Below are 21141 nucleotides of genomic sequence, written 5' to 3'. Positions count from 1 at the left end.
TTCACGCGCCCCCTTTCTGGACGAGCTCATCCAAGAGCTTCTCCGAAAACAGGTTACCGCGACCCAGCTGCCCATCAGGATCGAGCTGGAGCTTGAGTCGAGCCGATTCGACCATGGCCTCGTGACCGTACATCGTCTCCAAGAAGCCCGCCTTGATCTTGCCGACGCCGTGCTCGGCAGAAACGGCACCGCCCATAGCCGTTACCTCCGCAGCCCACTGGGCAAACAGCTCGCCACCGCGACGGTAGTCCTGCGCATCGCGCGGCAGGATGTTCACATGCAGATGGTTGTTACCGATGTGCCCCCAGGCAGCAGATTCAAGCCCGCTTTCGGCCAGTGTGCGGCGATAGAGGGCCACGACATCGGCAAGGCGTGCATTGGGCACCGACATGTCCGAACCCAGTTTGGTGATGGTGGGATCCGTGCGGCGACGCTCGTCGATAAGCATATTGACGCTCTCGGGGACCGCATGGCGGAAGAACCGCTGGCACTCGCGATCGACCTCGGTGCGCGCGACCCATGTCGCATCGTCACTGCCGCCCGCAAGCTCCAGTACCCACCCCAAGTGATACAGCTCCTCAGTCGCCTGGGCTTCGTCGTCGCAGTCGAGCTCCACGTAGACACAGACCTTGGCGTCTTTGTCGAGCGCAGGCAGCGAGGCAAACGCCGTCGACTGCTCGCGCTGGCGACGTAGAATATCCAGGGCGCCAGCATCGAAGTACTCGATGGCAGCCGCATGGGACAGGACGGGACGCACAGAATCGGTGAAGGACACGGCCTTGTCTTCGCTGTCGAAGAAGCAGCTCACGCCCCAAACGACCGCGGGTGCCACCTGCAGGGCAATCTCGAGTTCGGTGATGACGCCGATTGTGCCACACGCACCGATAAACAGATCGATGGCATCCATATCGTCAGCAACGAAATAGCCCGAAGCATTTTTTGTCTTGGGCATGGTATAGCCGGGAAGATCGAGCTCGAGTGTACGGCCCGCTGCCGTCACGAGCGACAGGTGGCGGCCCTGGGCAAAAGCCTCGCCGCGCCGAAGCTCAAGCAAATCGCCATCAGCCAACACGACGTGGAGTCCCGTGATATGTGGGCGCATGGGGCCGTAGGCGTAGCTGCGGGCACCGGAGGCGTTACATGCCGCCATGCCGCCCAGACAGGCAGACGCCTCGGTGGGATCGGTGGGAAAAAACTGCTCGGGAGCCTCTTGGAACTCCTCGTAGGCCTCAAGCGATGCCTGGTCCCAACCAGCGGTCGGCAGCACCTTCTTGCTCAGCTGCTTGCGCAGCTCCGAGAGCACAACGCCCGGCTCCACGCGCAGCAGAAATTGGCCTTGTTCATCGCGGCGAAGGCCCAAATAGCGATTCATACGGGAAGTATTGAGGATATGCCCGCCGTGGGGCACGGCGCCGGCGGCAAGGCCGGTTCGGGCGCCCTGAACCGTTACCGGAACACGCTCGGCATGGAGCTTTTCCAAAATGGCACGGACCTCGTTTTCCGTTGTCGGAAACGAGATGCTCGAGGCCTCGCCCGATGCGCGAGACTCATCGCGACCATACTCTTCGAACTCGTCGGTGAAGGGTTTGATGGTTGCAGACACGCGAACTCCCCCTTTAGCTAACTACAGTGTTTGCAGGGAGATGTTACCGCATCGTTTCGTCGACGTGTTCGAGACCGTCTCCATAATTGGCGATTTTTACGTTCGTGCAATTCGGCGAGCGGCTTGATTTCCTCGGCAGACGATGCTTTTGACACTTATGGCCCCGCCGTCGCCGACCGCGCGATTGACGCTCGAAAAAAGTTGGAGTATTTTTTGCCGCCTTCTACCTGCGGAGACGCCAATCCGTCAAGCATTTGGTCAGAAATTGGTCAAGTAGCGGCTGATACGGTCGGCGTCGACAGCCAAAACCGATAGAAGTTTTGGCCCAGAAGCAGGGAGGTTCCCATGGCATATTACTGGCCCCAGTACGGCATCGCCATCGAAGTCGACGACGATCCCCATCTCCTACCTTTCGACGAAGAGGCATTCCCCGATACGACGGTCTACCACGTTACCACCGATGTGATCTGCGACCCCGAGTCGTTCTCGGCGCTCGCCCACCACATCGCGCATATCCACGACATCGAGCTCCCTCCCGACTTCGACGAGCTCGTCTACTCGCGCCGTCTGATGCTTCACATGCTCTTTGGAGCGGACCCGTCCACCTTTGCGCGCGTCTATACCACCAAGGATGCCGCATGAGCGCGAAGAGGCCACCCCACTTTGTAGGCCTGGGTCGTCGCAAGAAGTTCATCGTTGCCTGTTTGGCCATCGTCTGCGCCCTTGTCGCCGTAGGACTATACGCTTGGCAGTCGCAGCCCGTACCCGAGGCGGGCGCTTCGGTTACGACGGCCGAGGGCAAAACGCGTCAGGAAATCCAAGATGAGCTCGACGCTATCGTCCGCGACAACATGATGACGATTTCGGTCGCGCCGGTCGCTCAGCTGCAGGAGGACGGCAAGCTGCGCGTCAACGTGCAAAACGTCCAAGACAATAAATTTCCCCAGCGATTCCGCGTCATCCAAAACGACGAGACCATGTACGAATCCGGTGTGGTCGAGACCGGCAAGACAATCGAGACGTGCCCCGCTGGCGACATCAAAGAAGGCGAGGCGTACATCGAGATCCAGGCACTCGATGCCAAGACCCTCGACAGCCACGGCAATCCGACACGTGTCAAGGTGCGGGTTGAGCAAGCCGAGAACTAGCTTTTCCGGCCGACGCGGCACCGCACGCAATTCACCAGCATTCGTCCAATCATCGCGGGGACGGCCCGCGGCGAATAGAAAGGAACGACCATGGACATCACCAGGAACATGAACGGAGCCAGAGCGCTCGTCGTGGGCGCAGGGCTCGCGCTCGCGCTCGCAATGGGCGCTGCCCCGACGCCAGCTATGGCGGCCGGGCGCGTTGGAACCACGAAAGTAATGGTCAGGACCGAGATCGACAACGTTGAGTTCAAAGTTCCGACGGTTATTCCCTTCGTCGCCAAGGCCGACGGCACGCTTCAGGGCCCCTCAGAAGACGCGACCACCATCGACAATCATTCGGCCTACGGCATCCATGTCACCAACATGAAGATCGACGCCATGAACACCTGGACCATTGCCGCCGACGCCAAGGCCGGAACCGCGCAGAACTCCATCGACTTTAAGGTCGGCCCCGACGGCGCGCTCCAGAACGCCAGCGCCGCAATGCAGGGGACGGGCCTCGATCTTTCCAAGAATGCAGCCTTCGACATGGGCTACCAGGGCATTGCCGGCGGCACGGACAAAATCAAGCTCAAGACAAGCGGAAACGTCGCCCGCGTCACGCGCGACATCTTCCACGTAACCGGCGAAGGCGATCAGGTTGCAACGATCACCTGGACGGTCGAGCCCGGTGCGCACACGGCATAAGGCCGTCGCCCTGGCCGCCGCCATCGGCATCTTGGCGTTTGGGCCAGCCATGGCCTTTGCCCAGCAAGAACAGGCGCAGGCCGCCACACAAGTGACGGTCGACCTCTCGGAGCTCGACCGCCGCGACCGCGAGGAACCGTTGGCGCAGACAGGCGACAGACGATGGCTCTTGGCAGCAGGCGCCACAGCAGCAGGCGCGGGAACCGCCGGCCTCGGTCTACACATCAAACGCAGCCAGAAACAAAACACGGACAGGCCGCACTAAATTAGCTAAGGAGACCCCATGGCATCGAAGAACCTTTTGCCCGTCGTCGCACTTTGCGGCGCGCTCGCAACCGGAACGCCTGTCGCCGCTTGGGCGACTCCCGTCATGGCAGACTCCTTACCAGCAGCCCTAAGTTCCGCCCCAAATCCGTCGAGTACCATTGCGTGCAAGCGTTTTTCGATCGCACAGGCTGCAATCTCAACCTCGGGATGCCTTCGTCGTAATACGGACGGTTCGATAGTCGTGGATATCAATCGTTCGAACAAGGCAAACGGCTCCCAGGCGGGGTACGCCGTCTGCACGTGGCGCTCGGTTGTGCTCGACGCAGATGGCGATCCATGCAATTTAGAGCTGCGCATCGACATCGCTTCGATCGATGACTCGGCGAACGGAGCGAAGGTCGCCTTCGACGGTACGTTTTTTGAGAAAGGAGGCGGTATATGTCTGGGCTGCGCCGCCGCGAATGCAGACGACACGCAGCCCACCCTCTCATTCACGGCATCGTTGCGGCTGACCAAAGCCGACACCGATGCCATCGCGGCGGGAGAAGCGTCCCTGCTGTTCTACGCCGTCAGCACCAAAGACACAGACGCTCATTTCGAGAAGCCAGCCGGATCACTCAGCCTTACACGAGGGATAGAGGCAGGCCCTATTGAAATCGATGTCCACGCGCAAAGCAGGCAACGCATTCTTGCCGACCCGGCGCTTCTCGAAATGGAGTGGAGCGGATCCGGAGCCATCGGAATTCTCCCCTCCGCGCTTGACGCCAAGACGCTCCCCTCAAACGACGAACCCATCAACGCAACCATACAAGAAGAGAGCGCGGACAAAGAAGCAGGTGCGGGCGACACGCCGTCGCCGACAAACAGCGTCCCAGCTTCTTTCGAAGCATCGAATGAGCCCGCTGCCGTTCCAAACGACCCCGAGCTCGCGGACAGTCTGGGGCTTGCTGATCCTCAAGAAATTGATGAGGGTAACTGCTGCGTGCTTGCCGCGCTCGACCACACAGAGGTCATCGACGCTGCGAACATCGAAGTTGCCGCCGCCAATCAGCCCGTCCGCAAGTCGGCCATCATCGCATTTCCCGAATCCATCGAAGTCGTCTTTTTGCCATCGGGCGAGGTCGTGGCCCCAACACTGCTCACCTTGTTGGGCGCCAAGAATACTCGAAACGAAATTAAAAAGGTCACGGTTGTCGAACCTGCAACCACCGCCAAGCTGCGTCTATACGCCGTTGCCCCAGACGGAGGCAAGACCTTGGAATTCGATGGCGACACACTCCTCGCCTGGCGACGTCTGGACATTATGCAAGACGTCTCGTATCAGATCGAACTCGTAGGGTTTGATCGTGCCCGCGATGCCAATATCATCGCCGCGGCTATTGAATCCCCACAGCGGCTTATGACGCTGCGCTTTGACTACTATCCCTATGTCCCGACAACCACCTGAGGCTTAAATGCTGCGCACCATTCCTAATACCACTTATATAACGTATTAGATGAGTCGCGATGTGCCTCGCATTTCGTTCTGCTACGATTGCCACGTTGGCATCAATACAGGAGGGCTCATGCCGGGCTTGGGAACAATCATCAACGTTGTGCTTTTAGTTGCGGGCGGTCTTTTGGGATTAGCGGGCGGCCGCTTCATTACACCGCGCATTCAAGACACGCTCATGAAAGCATCGGGGCTGTGCGTCCTGTTTATCGGCCTTGGCGGCACCATGCAAAAGATGCTCCTTATCGATGGAAAGGCGCTGGCGACCACTGGTACCACCATGCTCATTGTCTCGTTCGCCCTCGGCTCGCTCATCGGCGAGGCCGTCAACTTGGAGGCCGCCATTGAAAACCTTGGCGAATGGCTCAAGCGCAAGACTGGCAGTGAGGGCGATAACGAGTTCACCAACGCTTTCGTCTCGACTTCACTCACCGTGTGTATCGGCGCCATGGCCATTGTGGGATCGATCCAGGACGGCCTGCTCGGCGACTGGTCCACGCTTGCCCTCAAGGGCGCGCTGGACTGCATCATCGTCTGCACCATGACGGCGTCGCTTGGCCGCGGCTGCATTTTCTCCGCCCTGCCCGTCGCCGTGTTCCAGGGGACGATCACGCTGTTTGCCGGCGCACTCTCCCCCATCATGACTACGGCAGCCCTCGACAGCCTTTCGCTCGTAGGCTCCATGCTCATCTTCTGCGTCGGCGTCAACCTCATCCGTCCTCAGACCTTCCGCACGGCCAATATGCTCCCCTCCGTCGTCATCGCCGTCATCTACGCCCTCCTGTTCTAAATCTATCTACGCAGCAGTATCTCGAACACCTGTTTGATGCTGTGCTATGATATGAGGTCACCGAAGCTGCGTTAGGAGAGGAGAAGCGGTGGCCGACCAGGACATCAAGATGCTCATCGAGCGCATTATGGCCGAGGCCCGGACCCATCAGTCCGCCCGTTTCTCACATGAAGTCTACGCAGACGAGCCGATTCTCAAGACCGGCCGACAGATGCAGAACTTCCTCCCCGACCAGTACCGCAAAATGCGTGAGATATCGCGCTGGCAAGAAGACCCCAAGGGCGGCGCGGGCCGCTGGCTATCGGAGGCCGAGCTTTTCTACCGCCAAGGCTTGCTGATGGCCGATTTTGAGGACGACTGCCCCTACAACGGCACCTTTAAGTCGTACTTTCCCACCTACAACGCCATGAGCGACCGGCAGCTGCGCGGCTACTTTACCTGGCGTGCCCAAGTGCGCCGCGGAACCGTCGAGGAAACGTCTACGTCCTTTGCCTTTCTGTATCTCTATGAGCTGATTTGCGGCATTGGCGTAGATGACCCGCTCGATGGTTTTAACAAGATCAAGGCCTTTTGGGATGCCTACCGCGCCTTCGAGCCCGGCATCGACCGGTTTGCACGCGTGTGGTTGCAGGACTACGCCGTGTTCCACGGGCTTGACCCCAAGCTGCTTCGTGATTCTAAAACCGTCATGTTCGATAACGCCCTTATCGAGCTGCGGCGCGCGGCACGAGACCTTGTACCAGCACCGGCGCCGTCCGGCCAGACCCCCAAGCGTCGCAAAACCTCCGAGCCCACGCTCCCCCTTCCGCCCGATGAGGTGCGCGAGGAGCGACTCATGGCCGCCATCAACGCCCTCTCCACGTACAACCTAAGTAACTCGCGGCTCGACCACAGCCACCACCGCGATCTGCGCCACGTGGCATGCGCCGTGTATGTCCGCATGGCGCGCTACTATGACACGCACCGAAAGACCGGCATCGTGGCGAGTTTATTTGGGGAGGAGACGGCCATGCCCTACACCATGTTTGCCTCGGCCGTATTCTTTGCGCCCGAGCGCCACGAGGACTGCGAATACCGCCTGGATCCTATCCATATCTACCGTTGCCAAAACGGCTTTTGGGAATGCATGCGTATCCATGGCAGTAGGCAAAAGAGCAGCAAGCTCGGTGAAATGATGCGCGCCTGCGACCAACGCCTGCGCCTGGCGCTGGACCCCGCCCATCCCCTTAAGGAAGAAAAGGTCCCCAAATATCTGGCCAAGATTATCGATGACGAGATTGTGGCATGGCTTTCGTGGGACGCCGCACACCAGCCCGTCAAGATCGATATCGATCTGAGTCAGCTGGGGCACATTCGAAGCGCCGCCGCGCAAACGCGTGAAGCGCTTTTGATCGATGAAGAGCGCGAGGACGGCGCACCTGTGGAAGCCGAGGCGACGCTTATCGAGCAACCGAACACCGAGTCTGCGCCCGACATGACTGCCGAACCTGGCGAGATGACCATACAGCAAGACGAACCCGACGAGCCGACCGTCTCCACCGAAGAGTTTGGCGTCGTGGCACCGCTTCTCGCGCCGACGCCCGCGTTCGCAGCCGTTGCGCCCGCTGACGCCACGAACGAACTCACGCCTGCCGCAGACGCCTATCTCCGCGCGCTGCTCGAGCACAACGCAGTACAGGCGGAATCGGCGGTAGTGCAATCGGGGCAGAGCGAGGACATGCTCGTCGACAGCATCAACGAGGCGCTCTTTGACCTGGTGGGAGACACCGTTATCGAATTCGGCGCGGCAGGACCGCAAATTATCGAGGATTACGAAGCAGACGTGAGAGGATACCTAGACTATGAGTGATATCGCATCCGCAGCACCCCGCGTGCCCAAGCGCGTCGCCGCCGTCATTCTCAACTCACTCAAGGGCGGCGTGGTCCCGCGCATCGGCCTTCCCTACATCACCGTAGGGCGCGAGGTCGAGATCCGCGCCCTGCTCACCGATCTGAGTCTCATCGCCGACGGTGGCGCGAGCTTCCGCTTTCTGGTCGGTCGCTACGGCGCCGGCAAAAGCTTTTTGCTCCAGACCATCCGCACGCACGCCATGGGCGAGGGATTCGTCGTCGCTGATGCCGACCTGTCGCCCGAGCGCCGCCTGCAAGGCGGTCAGGGGCAGGGCCTTGCCACCTACCGCGAGCTCATCCGCAACATATCGACCAAGACGCGCCCCGAGGGCGGTGCGCTCAACCTTATTTTGGATCGCTGGGTCGCCTCGTGTGCCGACGTCGACGAGTCGGTCGTCAATGCCCAACTGGCCCCGCTCGAGGAGATGGTCCACGGCTTCGACTTCACCCGCATGCTCCGCCGCTATCGCATGGCCGTATCCGAGGGCGACGAAGAAGCTATGAGCCGCGTGACCAAATGGATTCGTGGCGAGTACCGCACCAAGAGTGAGGCACGCGCCGAACTGGGCTCCTCGACCATCATCAGCGATGACGACTGGTACGACTACATTAAGCTCATTGCGCGCTTTTTGGTCTGCAGCGGCTACAAGGGCATGCTGGTGCTCATCGACGAGCTCGTGAATCTGTATAAGATTCCCAACGCCATCACACGCCAATACAACTACGAGAAGATCCTGACCATGTACAACGACACGCTCCAGGGCAAGGCGCAGTACCTGGGCATGATCATGGGCGGCACGCCGACCTCCATCGAGGACCGCCGCCGAGGCGTGTTCTCCTACGAGGCCCTGCGCAGCCGACTCGCTCAGGGCCGCTTTGCGCGCGAGGACCTTAAGGACATGCTCGCGCCCATCATCCGCCTGCAGCCACTCACCTATGAGGAGTTGCTGGTGCTGATCGAAAAACTCATGCAAATTCACGCCGGCTACTTTGGCTGGACGCCCACGCTTACCGAGAACGACTTGGTGGACTTCCTCAAGATCGAGTTCGGTCGTGTGGGAGCCGACACGCATCTGACGCCGCGTGAAGTTATTCGTGACTTTATCGAGCTGCTCGACATCCTATGCCAGAACCCTGACGCCAACGTAGCCGAGCTGCTGCAAAGCGTCGGCGGTGACGCGCTGGCGCCAGCAACCGCAACAGGCGACACCGATACCGCAGGCGGCGACCGTAACTTCGCCGAATTCACCATCTAACCTGCCAAAAAGGGACAGGTTTATTTTGGCAGGTTTTATCTGGACAAACGTCGAGGCATTAATGCAGCAAGCCACTGCCCACCGCGTTGAGAGATTCGCTTTTGAAAGGAGGCCTCGTGAACGCCTTTGACCGCTACGCCCCGTTTATCCAAGACTTCATCTACTCCCACGATTGGGAGAGCCTGCGCTCCATTCAGGTTGCGGCGGCAGATGCCATCTTTAACACACAAGACAATGTACTCCTGACGGCATCCACAGCTTCCGGCAAAACCGAAGCGGCCTTCTTTCCCATCCTGACCGAGTTTTGGGAAAACCCGCCCGCAAGCGTGGGCGCCCTCTACATTGGCCCCCTCAAGGCGCTCATCAACGACCAATTCGTCCGCCTCAATGACCTGTGCGAAGAGGCCGACATCCCCGTCTGGCACTGGCATGGCGACGTCTCGCAATCGCACAAGGCCAAGCTTATCAAAAAGCCAAGTGGCATCCTACAGATTACGCCCGAGTCGCTCGAGGCGCTCCTGATCCATAAGCACATGGCGATCCCGCGCATGTTCTGCGACCTGCGCTACATCGTCATCGACGAGGTCCATTCGCTCATGCGCGGCGACCGCGGCGGGCAGACGCTCTGTCTTATCGAGCGCCTCTCGCGCATGGCAGGCGTGCAGCCCCGCCGCATTGGCCTTTCGGCCACCATCGGCGACCCCGAGCGCACGGGCGCCTTTCTCTCGCAGGGAACGGGACGCGACTGCGTTATCCCCCGTTTTGAGGAACCGCGTCGCGTGTGGCGCATCTCCATGGAGCACTTCTACAACTCGGGTCCCCAGGCACAGCAACGGGGATTCGAGAGCACGGGTCCTCAAGAGGCCGAAGTGCTTGCGTGCGAGCGCATCGAGGCGGCATCCGCGGCACTGCCCGCCGGCGCCCAAGACATGCGTCACAGCGGACAGCTCACGCAAGAGGAGCGCCGTCAACGTCGTGAGCGGGCACGGGGCAAAGCCGTTCCCAAAGACCGTCGCACTTCCTCGGCCCCCGAGGGCGAAGTCGACATCCCACGAGCGACCGAGCAGGCGCTTCTCAACCCCACCGACACGGCGCCCGACAACGCCGACCCCGGTATGGGCTATATCTTTGAGCATACGCGCGGCCGCAAGTGCCTGGTCTTTGCCAACTCGCGCGAGGAGGCAGAGGCCGTGTGCTCCATGCTGCGCAGCTACTGCGAAAGTCGACACGAGCCCGACCGCTTTCTCATCCACCACGGCAACCTTTCGGCATCGCTGCGCGAGACGGCCGAGGAGCTCATGCGCGACGAGGAGCAGGCGCAGACAACCGTCACCACCTCTACGCTGGAGCTCGGTATCGATATCGGCCGTCTGGAGCGCGCGTTTCAGATCGATGCGCCGTTTACCGTCAGTTCCTTTTTGCAGCGAATGGGCCGCACGGGACGCCGCGACCTTCCGCCCGAGATGTGGTTTGTCATGCGCGAGGAAGAGCCTGAGCCGCGCACGATGATGCCCGAGACCATTCCTTGGAAGCTCCTGCAGGGCATCGCGCTCGTACAACTCTATCGCGAGGAAAAATGGGTCGAGCCGCCTGAGCTCGATCGACTCCCCTACAGTCTGCTCTATCACCAGACCATGTCGACCCTCGCCAACACCGGAGAGCTCACGCCGGCCGAACTTGCCCAGCGCGTGCTCACACTGAGCTATTTCCATAGTATCTCGGCCGATGACTATCGCGTGCTGCTGCGTCACCTCATTAAGATCGACCATATCCAGGTCACCGAAGGCGGCGGGCTCATCGTGGGTCTCGCGGGCGAGCGCATCATCAACAACTTTAAGTTCTACGCCGTGTTCCAGGAAAACGAGGAGTTCACTGTTCGCAGCGAGTCGGCCGAGTTGGGCACGATCGTCAATCCCCCACCGCCCGGTGAGCGCATCGCCATCGCAGGCCATTGCTGGATTGTCGAGGAAGTGGACTGGAAGCGTCATACCGTCTTTGCCACGCAGGTCAAGGGCCGTGTGCCGGCCTACTTTGGCGACTGCCCCGGTGACATCAACACGCATGTACTCGAGCGCATGCGCAAGGCGCTCAACGAGCACGCGACATATCCGTACCTCATGGGTAACGCACGGGCCCGCTTAGCGCAGGCTCGTCATACGGCCAAGCTTTCGGGTGCGGGAACTAAACCGCTCATCAACCTGGGCGGCGATACCTGGGTGCTCTTCCCCTGGCTGGGCAGCTACGCCTTTTTGGCGCTCGAGCGCATGCTCAAGATTAAATGTGCCGCTGAGCTGGGCCTTCGCGGACTCGACCCATCACGCCCGTACTTTATGCAGTTCAAGATGAAGGCCGACGAGGAGACGTTCTTTGAGGTGCTCGCCGCCGAAGCCGAGAAAGACTTCGACCCCATCGACCTCGTCTATCCCGGCGAGGTGCCTTACTTTGATCGGTACGACGAATTCGTTCCAGAAGAGCTCGTGCGCAAGGGCTTTGCCGAAGGTGTGCTCGACATCGAGGGTATGAAGCAGCGCGTTCTCGGCTGGCGCGACCACGCCTAAGACCAGTCTTTTTGGGACGGGGAGACTTATTTGTCGTGAAGGACGGTGCCGAGGAAGTCGGTGTCGAAGGGCACGGCTTCGGCAAAGGCGTAGTTGCCGTCGCTGGCGATGAGCAGGTAGTTTTCCTCGCCGCCGAACTTCGCATCGCCACATGGGACCACCCAGGCGTGGGCGAATACCTCGAGTGCCGTGGCGGCGCAATCGCGCAGGAACGTCACATCGCTCCCCTCGCTTGCGCTCACGATATTGGCAACGTAGACGCCGCCGACATTTAGGCTGCCCCGCACCAAACGCAACGCTTCAACCGTCGCCAGCTCGCGTACGGGCTCGGCACCGCCAAAGCAATCGCTCACGACTACGTCGTAGCGACGATGGCCCACGCTCGTCACACCCAGATACGAGCGAGCCTCAGCGGTTATCACCCGCAGGCGATCGCCCGCCGCGCGCTCCAGCTCGTCTAGGTAGAACCATCGGCGCGCCAGGCGCGTAATCTCTCCGTCATACTCGATAACATCCATGCGCAAGTCCTCGTGCGACATCAGAGCGAACTTGGGATAGGCAAACCCGCCGCCGCCCAGCATGAGCATACGGTCGATACCATGCCCGTAAGCATCACGCATTGCGTCCTCAGCCTCAAACACGTCGTCAAACGCGCGATAGTACGCAAAGACGGGCTCCGCCCAGCGTTCGCCAACGTAACTCGCGCTTTGGTAGACGCCGCCTTGCACCAATACACGGACTTCGTCGCCGCCCTCATCGTGCACGCGTTTCACACGCGCCAACCCATTGCGGGTTCGCGCAACCTGCAGACAGGCAGCACGAACAGCGACAGCGGCCGCACCAAGCGCCGCGGCCCCCAGAGCAACGCCGGCAACGACGCCGGCAGAAACACTCGGCTTGTTCATCTAGAGCTCCTTTTGCAGATAAAGGCCATGGTCATAAAATCCAAGATGGCGATAGTACTCGCGTGTGCCAATCGCGCTAATCACGTTGATACGTGCATAACCAGCATCCCGGGCAATCTCGCACGCACGCTCTACGAGCAAACGTCCCAACCCGTGATGCTGCGCCGCCTGGCCTTGATCCCCCACGCGTGCCGCCATGCCATACACGTGTACCTCGCGAATCATCGCCTCGTCCGGCGTCGTCGGCAACTCGTCTGCATGCGCGGCAACAAACGAATGGTCGGGCAGCGACAACCGCAAAAAGCCCGCGATCTTGCCCTGCGGCGTCACCCACTGCAAAAAGCGCTCGTAAGTCACCGGCGTCTCGTATGCCACCTCCTCATCAAGAGATAGCTCATCCAAGTCGGCACCAGCCGTGCTGATCTCGCGATAGCGAATCTCGCGCACCGTCGCACCATCCCCCCGAGCAGTCAGGCGGTTCTCGACGAGCTGACGCAGGTTGGGCTTCTTGTTGCCCACCATGATGTCGTCGGAGCTAAAGTCGCGGATCATGCGACTGATGCGGCAGAACGTCGGCGTCACCACGATATCGTCGGCCAACACATCGAGCAGCTCTTCCTCGGTATAGGGGCGCCATTCGCCGCGCTCATAGCAGCCCACCAGACGCGAGCCCTCGATGAGCGCACACGGGTAGACCTTGACCTCGTCGGGCATAAAGGCCCCCTCGGTCATAAAGCACTCGTAGTCGCGCTTGTCCCCCTCGGGCGTGGCGCCCAGCAAGTTAAGCATAAAATGCGCGTGGATCTTAAAGCCAAACAGGCGCGCAAGCGAAAACGCCCGCTCGATCTGCGCCACCGAAATGCGACGCTCGTTGATATCGAGCAGGTGCTGGTCGAGACTCTGGATACCCATCTGGATCTTGGTGCAGCCCAGGCGGCGGATAAGCGTGAGGGCCTGCGGCGTTACAGCATCGGGGCGCGTCTCGATAACGAGCCCCACCACGCGATGCTTCGCCGTCTCATTGATGCGCTGCTGACGCTCAAGCTCCTCCATCGTGGCCGTCTGCCACTCGGCGACCTCGCCCCACGGCGTGCCGGGGCCGTACAGACGACGCACCGCGCGGTTATAGCCACCCACGGTAGCATCCACACGCCCCTGCTCGTCGGCAACGCCGCTCGCAAGCTCAACCTCATCGGTCGCAATACCGGCAGCGCGATAGCGTTCGCGTCGCTCCGCCACCACCGGCGGCAGCGCATTGGCAGGAGCATCGTCGAGCAGGCGCCCCGCCTCGGCACGGCTGATACCCGGACGCGCCAACATGGGGTTGGCCGCCACGCCGGCCACGGCATCGTCATTGAGCGCGCGGAAGAGCTCCGACATAAACCATGTCTGATAGCCTTCCGGATAGTCGCTCCAGGTACCGCCGAGCACAATGAGCTCGATCTTATCGGTCGCATGCCCCATTTGCGAAAGCGCCGTCAAACGGGCACTCACCTGCAGATACGGATCGAAGCAGTTTTGCTCCGCACGGGCACACGCCGGCTCAGCATGCAGATAGCTCTTGGGCATGCGCAGGTCGTTGGGGCAAAACAGGCAATCGCCCGAGCACGGCCAGGGCTTGGTGATGACGGTAATGGTCGCCACGCCCGAGGCCGTTCGGCGCGGCTTCATACGCAGCACCTGCAGCAGTTGACGTTCCAGATCGGAATCGACATTCCACGCAGCCCACCGAGCCGGCTCCTCACGTTTAACCCGCTGGTAGAACGGCAGCAGACGGCGCTTGGCCAAATCGCGTTTGTCGGCACCCTCGCGGCGCGCCTCGGCATGTATCAATTTGACGAGCGCTTTGTCGTCCACGGTCTCGCCGCGACGCAGAGCCTCGAGTATGTTCAAGATAATCTGTTCCATGCCCCCATTGTAAAGGCAAAGGCGCCGAAGCCAATCTCGGCTTCGGCGCCTTCATCAAACAGCATGCCTATATGTACCGATCTCCGAAAACCTCATGTCACTCCGGATCAAACGACATGTCGCCCGAACCGACCTCAAAACGATACGTGGCAGACTTATCGCCGTTATCGAATTCAAGATTCAAAACGGTCTCGCCGTCGTAGCCAAGCGGAAGGAAATCGCTCTCGAAGTCGCCGCTGCCCAAGGTGAGGCTCGCCTTAAAGCCCGTCGAGTTCGGAACAGTTATCTCCACGTCGCCCGAGCCCACACTCACGTCCATCGACTTCGCGGGGGCCTGATAGAGCTCGAACGTCACATCGCCCGAACCGACCTCGGCATTCAGGGTATCGGTCACGGTGCCAGTAAACTCAACATCTCCCGAGTCCAAAGTCAGGTTGAGGTCATGGCACGCAATGCCCGCGGCCGTCAGATCACCCGATCCCACCTTCGCCGTAATGCCGACCAGGTTATCGGCAACTTCGCGCGGCAGTTCGACGGTAACCGTGCGGTCAATGGCGCGCTCGTCATCGCAATCGAACTGGCGAATCTTGAGCGTAGAGCCCTTGATTTCGGCCAGGTTCTGGGTTGCCGCATCGAAGGCAACGGTCCCCGTTGCCACGCGACCGCTTTCAATTACGCGCACCGGCCCGCCGGAGACGTGTTTGACCTCGACCGTGCCCGACGTCACATCCAGGTCAAGCGATGTGAACGCGTCGGCATCAAACGTTTCGCTCGAAAGTTGCTGAGGCCGAGCGGAATAGCTGCCGTCGTCCAAGAGATTGTCCTCGTCAACCGCATCGTCCATACCAGACAAGCCGGATACAACATCGTCGAGATCCCACGGGCCATCAAAATGAATCAAAGTCCATGAAATGCCAAAAACAAGCCCGATAATGAGCACAAACGCTCCGATGCCAATGCCCAGGCGTAGCTTGGATTCATGCGAAAGCTTCATCATTCGTCACCCTCTTTGGCACACGGCTCAGCGGTGGCTGCGGTAGCCACGTCAGCATCAGGTTCCGCAGAAGTATCCTTCCCCTGGGCCTTGACCGCCACCGGCGCCGGACCAACCTGGATATCCCCGCGCGCCCAATCGCCATCGAGCGCACGCGCCACCCAGTGATAGATGGGAATCGTAAAGAAGATCAGTGCGGGAAAAGGGCTGGCACCAACCAGGAACATCAGCAAAAAGAACAGCAGCCAGCACACGGCCCAATACGGGAACGACTGGAAGGGGCCCTTCACCGGAGTCGAGCCAACTGCGTGGCCACTCGTCGCCTGCGCCGTAGCAGCGTTGGCGGCCTGTGCACTCCAGCTTGCCGCCTGTGCCGCCTTAGCCGCGGCATCACTCGCCTGCGTTGCCGCTTCGGTGGCGCGCACCGCCGCCTCATGGGTGCGAGCGCGCTCTGCCGCCTCGGCCTCGCGCTGGCGGGCGCGGTCCTCGTTCTCAAACTCGATATCGTCCTCGATCTCGTCGCTCGGATTGAGCAGCTCGTCCAGACTCACGCCATAAAGCTTGGCGAGCGAGATCAGGTTCTCGGTATCGGGCGAGCTCTCCGCGCGCTCCCATTTGCTGACCGCCTGGCGCGACAGCCCCAGCTTTCGCGCCAGTCCTTCTTGGCTAAAGCCTTTGCTGCGGCGAAGGTCGGCGAGCCGCTGCGCAGTTTCTACATTCATGGTTCCTCCTATGCTTTTGCCAGCCGTGCCGCCGGACCGCTTTTGTTCTTAAGGCGCCTTGCACAGTTAAAATCTATCCGCCACCGCCAAAAACATGCCACCTATTTTAGTGGGATTTTTGACAACCGGCGGTTGCGGGCGCGCATGAGCTGCGAAAATGTGTCCAAACCAAGCAATGACCCGCAGCCCGGTTGTCCCCGTTGCGGCGTTTAACGGTAGTATGGTCGTACCGTTTATTCCGCACCGCCAACGGAGGGAGTCCCGCGCCGTGAACCGCGATTTCGCCTCATCGCTCATCCAGCTCAACAACACGTTCTATCGCGAGCACTCCGCCTCCTTCTCCGATACGCGCCAGGCCCCGTGGCCGGGCTGGGTCCGCACCATGGACATCGCACTCGAACAGCTCGACGTCGCCACCATCGAGCATCCCGTCCGCGTCTTCGATCTTGCCTGCGGCAATATGCGATTCGAGAACTTTGCCGCCGGCGGCGCACTTGCCGCCAAGGGCGTCGACGGCGCAAACCCCTCGGCAGATGCCAGCTGCCCGTTTGAGTTCTATGGTGTCGACTCGTGTCAAGATTTGGCTATCGATGCACATGGCCACGCCCTGCGCATTCCCAACCTGCACTTCCAGGAACTCGATGTGCTCGACGCCCTCATGAAGCTCAACCCCGCCGAGACGCCCGATGTGCTTTTCGACGCCCCGCTCGCCGACATCTCGGTCTGCTTTGGCTTTATGCACCACGTGCCATCGTGCGAGTACCGCGTACGCGTGCTCGACGCCCTGGTGCGTCAGACGCGCCCAGGCGGCATCATCGCCATCAGCTTTTGGGAGTTTATGAACGACGAGCGCATGGCGCGCAAGGCCGTTCGAGCCGAGGCTCGCGCCGAGCTCACCCCGCCGTTTGAGGGTTACGCTTCCGCGCAGTTTGAAGCCGGCGACCACCTCATTGGCTGGCAAAACGACCGCCACGCCTACCGCTATTGTCATCACTTTGACGATCAGCAGATCACCGACCTGGTGCGCGGCGTCCGTACGTTCTACAAGAGCGGCGAGGTCCCCGTGCGCGAGCTTGAGCGCTTCCATGCTGACGGTCGCAGCGGCGATCTCAACCGCTATGTGATTCTCAAGCGCCTGTAGGCACCGACGACTCGCCGTCGAGCCGCACCGCGTCTTTCGGGCAAACTATGCCCACCCCTTTTTCAACCCATTGACGAAACGCACAGCTATGCGTTCCATAATTTTGACCAAGGAGCCTCATGGGAGCCGTCCACGTTCGCACGCCTAAGAACTTTGTGCTCGAGGAGCGCTTGGAACGCTACGCCGATGCGATTGAGACGAACCCCGAGGCATATGCCGGAGATTGGCGCAAGGTTTGCGCGCCGGCTGGCGGCAAGCCTTTCGGACACCTTCACCTTGATCTTGGTTGTGGCAAGGGAACGTACCTTGTAGAGCGTGCGGCCCACGAGCCAAACACCCTCTTTATCGGCATGGACCAGGAGCCCATCTGCATCGCCTATGCCGCGCAGAAAATCTGCGAGCAAGAGCTATCCAACGCACTTGTCCTGCCCCGAGGTGCCGCATCGCTGCCGCAGCTGTTTGCCGCAGGCGAGCTCGATGCCATCACCATCAACTTTCCCACGCCGCAGCCCAAGGCCAAGTACGCCAAAAAACGACTCGTCCATGTCGACCATCTGATGCTCTACCGCCCGCTCTTTTCGGCCGGTGCCACCGTCACGTTGCGAACCGACAGCAAGCCATTGCGCGATTACGCCCTGGGACAGTTTGCCGCGGCAGGCTACGACACGCTTTGGGTAAGTGACGACGTCCGCCGCGACCATCCCGAGCATCCCGAGACCGAATATGAATGCCGCACGCGCGAGATGGGCGCCGCCGTCTATGGCATTTGCGCCACACCCGGTGCGCAGCCAACCGACGAACAGCTCACAGCGGGCCGCGTGCAGGAGCAGAGTCTTGCCTGTTACCTGCCCGATAACCTCGATGAGCTCACCTATGTACCTCTGGGCATGGAAGAGGCCGTCGAGAACTTTAAGAACCGCGCCCGTAAAGGCAAGAAACGCCTGCCTCAGGAACGCTAGCACCGCGCGCCCATTTCCTGCATTTTCTCGCCCGCTGGCACCCCGCGCCGCCGCTACGCCATAATAGTTGGCGGACAAACGGCGAGAGAAAGCAACCACATGGCACAGACCACGACAGATATCACCGCCAGCACCGTTTCCGGCGCCGGCGCCGCCAGCTCATTCTCGGGCGGCACGGGAACCGAAGCCGAGTTCGGCTCGCTCGGCGCGCTCTCCCCCACCTGGGGGGAGCCCGAGGACGGCAGTGAGCCCGAACCATGGCTCACGCCCGATCAGGCCTTCGAACACTTCTTTGAATGGACGAGCGACCGCGGCATTGAGCTGTGGGATCACCAAGAAGAGGCCCTCATGGACCTGGCGGCCGGAGATCACGTCATTTTAGGCACACCGACCGGATCGGGTAAATCGCTCGTCGCGCTGGGCATGCTCTTTATGGGCATGGCGCAGGGCAAGCGCTGCTACTACACGGCTCCTATCAAGGCTCTGGTCAGCGAGAAGTTTTTCGACCTTGTGCAGGTGCTCGGCCGCGATAACGTCGGCATGATCACCGGCGATACGCATATCAACACCAAGGCGCCCGTCATCTGCTGCACGGCAGAAATCCTTGCCAACGACGCACTGCGCGAGGGCGAAGATGCCGATGTTGGCTGCGTCGCCATGGACGAGTTCCACTACTTTGCCGACCCCGATCGTGGTTGGGCCTGGCAGGTGCCGCTGCTCACCCTGCCTCACACGCAATTCATGCTCATGAGCGCCACGCTCGGCGATGTCACTGCCATCGCCGCCTCACTCGAGGAGCACACCGGCGCTGCTTGCGACTTGGTTGTCGACGCCCCGCGTCCTGTTCCGCTGAGCTACGACTACGTGACGACCTCCCTCGAGGGCACGGTCGAGCTCGCCATGCGCCGCGGCGAGGCCCCGCTCTATATCGTGCACTTTAGCCAGGATGCCGCCCTTGCGACGGCACAGTCGCTCGCCAATTTTGGCATCGCCAGCAAGGAGCAGCGCGAAGCCATCAAAGAAGCGGCAAAGGGAACGAGCTTCTCGACGGCCTTCGGCAAGATCCTCAAGCGCTTGCTCGGCTGCGGCGTCGGCGTGCACCACGCCGGTATGCTGCCGCGCTATCGCCTCCTGGTCGAGCGCCTGGCGCAGCAGGGCCTACTGCCCGTCATTTGCGGCACCGACACACTCGGTGTCGGCATCAACGTGCCCATCCACACCGTGGTCCTCACCGCGCTCACCAAGTTCGACGGCTACAAAATGCGTCGCCTGCGCGCCCGCGAGTTCCATCAGATTGCTGGACGCGCCGGCCGTTCGGGCTTCGATACCGAGGGCATGGTCATCGCCGAGGCCCCGGAGCACGAGATCGAGAACGCCAAGCTCATGGCCAAGGCGGGCGACGACCCCAAGAAGCTCCGCAAGATTAAAAAGAAGAAGGCCCCCGAGGGCTTTGTCACCTGGAACAAGCAGACCTTTGAGCGCCTGATCGAGACGCAGCCCGAGACGCTCAAGCCGCGCCTGCGCATCACACACTCCATGGTGATTAGCGTGGTCGAGCAGGGCGGCGATGCCCGAGCCCGCGTACACGACCTCATCGAGACGAGCTTGCAGACCCCCGAGGAAAAGGCCAAGCTCGAGGTTCGCGCCGACGAAATCTTCGCCACGCTCATCGATTCCGGCGTCGTCGTTCGCACCGAGGTGCCGACCGCGCCCGACGCCCCGACTGACGCCGCACCAGACATCGACTATGCGCTGACGGTCGATCTGCCCGAGGACTTTGCGCTCGACCAGCCGCTCTCGCCATTTTTGCTTGCCGCGTTGGAGCTGCTCGACCCCGAGAGCGAGACCTATACCATGGATCTGATCTCGATGGTCGAGGCTACGCTCGAGGACCCCAAGCAGGTATTGCGCGCACAGGAGCGCGCTGCGCGCGACCGCGCGATGGCCGAAATGAAGGCTGACGGCGTCGAATACGAGGAACGCCTGGAGCGCATCCAGGATGTCACCTACGAAAAGCCGCTCGAGGACTTGCTCGATGCCGCCTTCGACAAGTACTGCCAGGAAGTACCCTGGGCCAACGACTACCAGCTCTCGCCCAAGAGCGTGCTGCGCGACATGCTGGAAAGCGCGAGCGATTTTAAGGGCTACATTCAAAAACTCGGCATCGCCCGCTCCGAGGGCATTTTGCTGCGCTACCTGGCAGAGGCCTATCGTTCGCTCGACCGCACCGTGCCCATCGAGAAGCGCGACGAACGCCTGCGCGACATTATCTCGTGGCTGGGCTTTGTGGTGCGCTCGGTGGACTCGAGCCTGGTGGACGAGTGGGAGAACGCCGGCAACCCGGCGGCCCTCAATGCCGCACCGCCACAGGGCATCGACGAGGTCGTGGCGGACCGCCGAGGCTGCACGTTGCTGGTGCGCAACGCACTCTTCCGCCGCGTGACCCTTGCCGCCCGCGAGCACGTTCGCGACCTGGGCGAGCTCGACGACGACTGGGGCATGAGCGAGATCCGCTGGCAAAAGGCACTCGACGCTTACCACGAGCAGCACGAGGAGATCCTCACCGACGGAGATGCCCGCAGCGCCGCGATGTTTTCCATCGACGAGTCTGACGAGAAGACCGCACACGTATGGCACGTGCACCAGATCTTTGCCGACGAGGATGGCGACCACGACTTTGGCATCATGGGCGATGTCGATCTGGACGCCACGCAGGACGGCGGCGAGGTCATCTTTAAGAACTACCGCGTCGGCTTTATCGAGGACCTGCTCGAGGACTAGCCGAATCAGCCAAGTAAACGAAGCGGGGCCGCTGGCA

At 61.0% G+C, this 21141-nt stretch carries 17 protein-coding genes; 12 read left to right on the top strand and 5 right to left on the bottom strand.

The features are described 5' to 3' along the window. Window position 1: 1 nt before the first annotated feature. Complete coding sequence (locus tag ABCP74_RS07205; protein WP_343001319.1) at window positions 2-1603, bottom strand: FAD-binding oxidoreductase; 1602 nt, start codon at window positions 1601-1603, stop codon at window positions 2-4. 345 nt (window positions 1604-1948) lie between these two features. On the opposite strand from ABCP74_RS07205, the gene ABCP74_RS07200 reads away from it, so the two are divergent. From ABCP74_RS07200 to ABCP74_RS07160, 9 genes are all read left to right on the top strand, one after another. Beyond that, on the top strand, window positions 1949-2245 hold the full coding sequence (locus ABCP74_RS07200) for a hypothetical protein (protein WP_152068378.1): 297 nt from the start codon (window positions 1949-1951) through the stop codon (window positions 2243-2245). Continuing rightward, window positions 2242-2751: a hypothetical protein gene (locus tag ABCP74_RS07195; RefSeq protein ID WP_343001317.1), complete on the top strand. Its 510-nt coding sequence runs from the start codon at window positions 2242-2244 to the stop codon at window positions 2749-2751. Before ABCP74_RS07200 ends, ABCP74_RS07195 begins: the two co-directional genes overlap by 4 nt. A 90-nt stretch (window positions 2752-2841) precedes the next feature. Next, window positions 2842-3441 (top strand): hypothetical protein, encoded by a 600-nt coding sequence (locus ABCP74_RS07190; RefSeq protein WP_343001316.1) that lies wholly within the window; start codon window positions 2842-2844, stop codon window positions 3439-3441. After that, the gene (locus tag ABCP74_RS07185) at window positions 3425-3706 is read left to right on the top strand and encodes a hypothetical protein (protein WP_343001315.1); all 282 of its coding nucleotides are present in this window, start codon (window positions 3425-3427) and stop codon (window positions 3704-3706) included. The genes ABCP74_RS07190 and ABCP74_RS07185 overlap by 17 nt, the downstream gene beginning before the upstream one ends. 18 nt (window positions 3707-3724) lie before the next feature. Next, the gene (locus ABCP74_RS07180) at window positions 3725-5155 is read left to right on the top strand and encodes a hypothetical protein (RefSeq protein WP_343001314.1); all 1431 of its coding nucleotides are present in this window, start codon (window positions 3725-3727) and stop codon (window positions 5153-5155) included. A 118-nt stretch (window positions 5156-5273) separates the two neighbouring features. After that, window positions 5274-5990 carry a DUF554 family protein gene (locus ABCP74_RS07175; RefSeq protein WP_195240685.1) on the top strand — a complete coding sequence of 239 codons (717 nt, stop codon included), beginning with the start codon at window positions 5274-5276 and terminating at the stop codon, window positions 5988-5990. 88 nt (window positions 5991-6078) lie between these two features. Next, window positions 6079-7839, top strand: coding sequence for a TerB N-terminal domain-containing protein (locus ABCP74_RS07170; protein ID WP_343001312.1), 1761 nt, complete (start codon window positions 6079-6081; stop codon window positions 7837-7839). After that, a complete protein-coding gene (locus tag ABCP74_RS07165) occupies window positions 7832-9136 on the top strand; it encodes an ATP-binding protein (protein WP_343001311.1) in 1305 nt (434 codons plus the stop codon). The genes ABCP74_RS07170 and ABCP74_RS07165 overlap by 8 nt, the downstream gene beginning before the upstream one ends. A gap of 116 nt (window positions 9137-9252) precedes the next feature. Continuing rightward, window positions 9253-11694 carry a DEAD/DEAH box helicase gene (locus ABCP74_RS07160; protein WP_343001310.1) on the top strand — a complete coding sequence of 814 codons (2442 nt, stop codon included), beginning with the start codon at window positions 9253-9255 and terminating at the stop codon, window positions 11692-11694. Window positions 11695-11720: 26 nt separating this feature from the next. On the opposite strand, the gene ABCP74_RS07155 is transcribed toward ABCP74_RS07160, so the two are convergent. The 4 genes from ABCP74_RS07155 to ABCP74_RS07140 all read right to left on the bottom strand — a co-directional run bounded on the left by ABCP74_RS07155 (window position 11721) and on the right by ABCP74_RS07140 (window position 16223). Next, complete coding sequence (locus ABCP74_RS07155) at window positions 11721-12599, bottom strand: spermidine synthase (protein ID WP_343001309.1); 879 nt, start codon at window positions 12597-12599, stop codon at window positions 11721-11723. Further along, complete coding sequence (locus tag ABCP74_RS07150) at window positions 12600-14507, bottom strand: elongator complex protein 3 (RefSeq protein ID WP_343001308.1); 1908 nt, start codon at window positions 14505-14507, stop codon at window positions 12600-12602. Between the two features lie 97 nt (window positions 14508-14604). Next, entirely contained in the window at window positions 14605-15501 is an 897-nt protein-coding gene (locus ABCP74_RS07145) for a DUF4097 family beta strand repeat-containing protein (protein ID WP_343001307.1), read from the bottom strand. Continuing rightward, window positions 15501-16223, bottom strand: a complete 723-nt coding sequence (locus ABCP74_RS07140; protein WP_195535219.1) for a helix-turn-helix domain-containing protein — start codon at window positions 16221-16223, stop codon at window positions 15501-15503. Before ABCP74_RS07140 ends, ABCP74_RS07145 begins: the two co-directional genes overlap by 1 nt. Window positions 16224-16491: 268 nt before the next feature. Here ABCP74_RS07140 and ABCP74_RS07135 point away from each other — a divergent pair, with 268 nt between their 5' ends. The 3 genes from ABCP74_RS07135 (at window position 16492) to ABCP74_RS07125 (ending at window position 21104) form a co-directional block, all read left to right on the top strand. Then, the gene (locus ABCP74_RS07135) at window positions 16492-17364 is read left to right on the top strand and encodes a class I SAM-dependent methyltransferase (RefSeq protein ID WP_343001304.1); all 873 of its coding nucleotides are present in this window, start codon (window positions 16492-16494) and stop codon (window positions 17362-17364) included. A gap of 119 nt (window positions 17365-17483) precedes the next feature. Next, the gene (gene trmB, locus ABCP74_RS07130) at window positions 17484-18323 is read left to right on the top strand and encodes a tRNA (guanine(46)-N(7))-methyltransferase TrmB (protein ID WP_343001303.1); all 840 of its coding nucleotides are present in this window, start codon (window positions 17484-17486) and stop codon (window positions 18321-18323) included. A gap of 99 nt (window positions 18324-18422) precedes the next feature. After that, window positions 18423-21104, top strand: coding sequence for a DEAD/DEAH box helicase (locus ABCP74_RS07125; RefSeq protein WP_343001302.1), 2682 nt, complete (start codon window positions 18423-18425; stop codon window positions 21102-21104). The last annotated feature ends 37 nt before the right edge of the window (window positions 21105-21141 follow it).

The sequence above is a fragment of the Collinsella aerofaciens genome, assembly GCF_039062315.1.
GTDB lineage: Bacteria > Actinomycetota > Coriobacteriia > Coriobacteriales > Coriobacteriaceae > Collinsella > Collinsella aerofaciens_BG.
The sequence above is the reverse complement of the archived record's forward strand: the minus strand, read 5'-3'. Positions and strand labels throughout refer to the sequence as shown.

Excerpts from the sequence above, each read along its gene's own strand:
- ABCP74_RS07200 (WP_152068378.1), top strand. The coding sequence starts at position 1,949 with ATGGCATATTACTGGCCCCAGTACGGCATCGCCATCGAAGTCGACGAC.
- ABCP74_RS07195 (WP_343001317.1), top strand. The coding sequence starts at position 2,242 with ATGAGCGCGAAGAGGCCACCCCACTTTGTAGGCCTGGGTCGTCGCAAG.
- ABCP74_RS07190 (WP_343001316.1), top strand. The coding sequence starts at position 2,842 with ATGGACATCACCAGGAACATGAACGGAGCCAGAGCGCTCGTCGTGGGC.
- ABCP74_RS07180 (WP_343001314.1), top strand. The coding sequence starts at position 3,725 with ATGGCATCGAAGAACCTTTTGCCCGTCGTCGCACTTTGCGGCGCGCTC.
- ABCP74_RS07175 (WP_195240685.1), top strand. The coding sequence starts at position 5,274 with ATGCCGGGCTTGGGAACAATCATCAACGTTGTGCTTTTAGTTGCGGGC.
- ABCP74_RS07165 (WP_343001311.1), top strand. The coding sequence starts at position 7,832 with ATGAGTGATATCGCATCCGCAGCACCCCGCGTGCCCAAGCGCGTCGCC.
- ABCP74_RS07155 (WP_343001309.1), bottom strand. The coding sequence starts at position 12,599 with ATGAACAAGCCGAGTGTTTCTGCCGGCGTCGTTGCCGGCGTTGCTCTG.
- ABCP74_RS07150 (WP_343001308.1), bottom strand. The coding sequence starts at position 14,507 with ATGGAACAGATTATCTTGAACATACTCGAGGCTCTGCGTCGCGGCGAG.
- ABCP74_RS07145 (WP_343001307.1), bottom strand. The coding sequence starts at position 15,501 with ATGAAGCTTTCGCATGAATCCAAGCTACGCCTGGGCATTGGCATCGGA.
- ABCP74_RS07140 (WP_195535219.1), bottom strand. The coding sequence starts at position 16,223 with ATGAATGTAGAAACTGCGCAGCGGCTCGCCGACCTTCGCCGCAGCAAA.
- trmB (WP_343001303.1), top strand. The coding sequence starts at position 17,484 with ATGGGAGCCGTCCACGTTCGCACGCCTAAGAACTTTGTGCTCGAGGAG.
- ABCP74_RS07125 (WP_343001302.1), top strand. The coding sequence starts at position 18,423 with ATGGCACAGACCACGACAGATATCACCGCCAGCACCGTTTCCGGCGCC.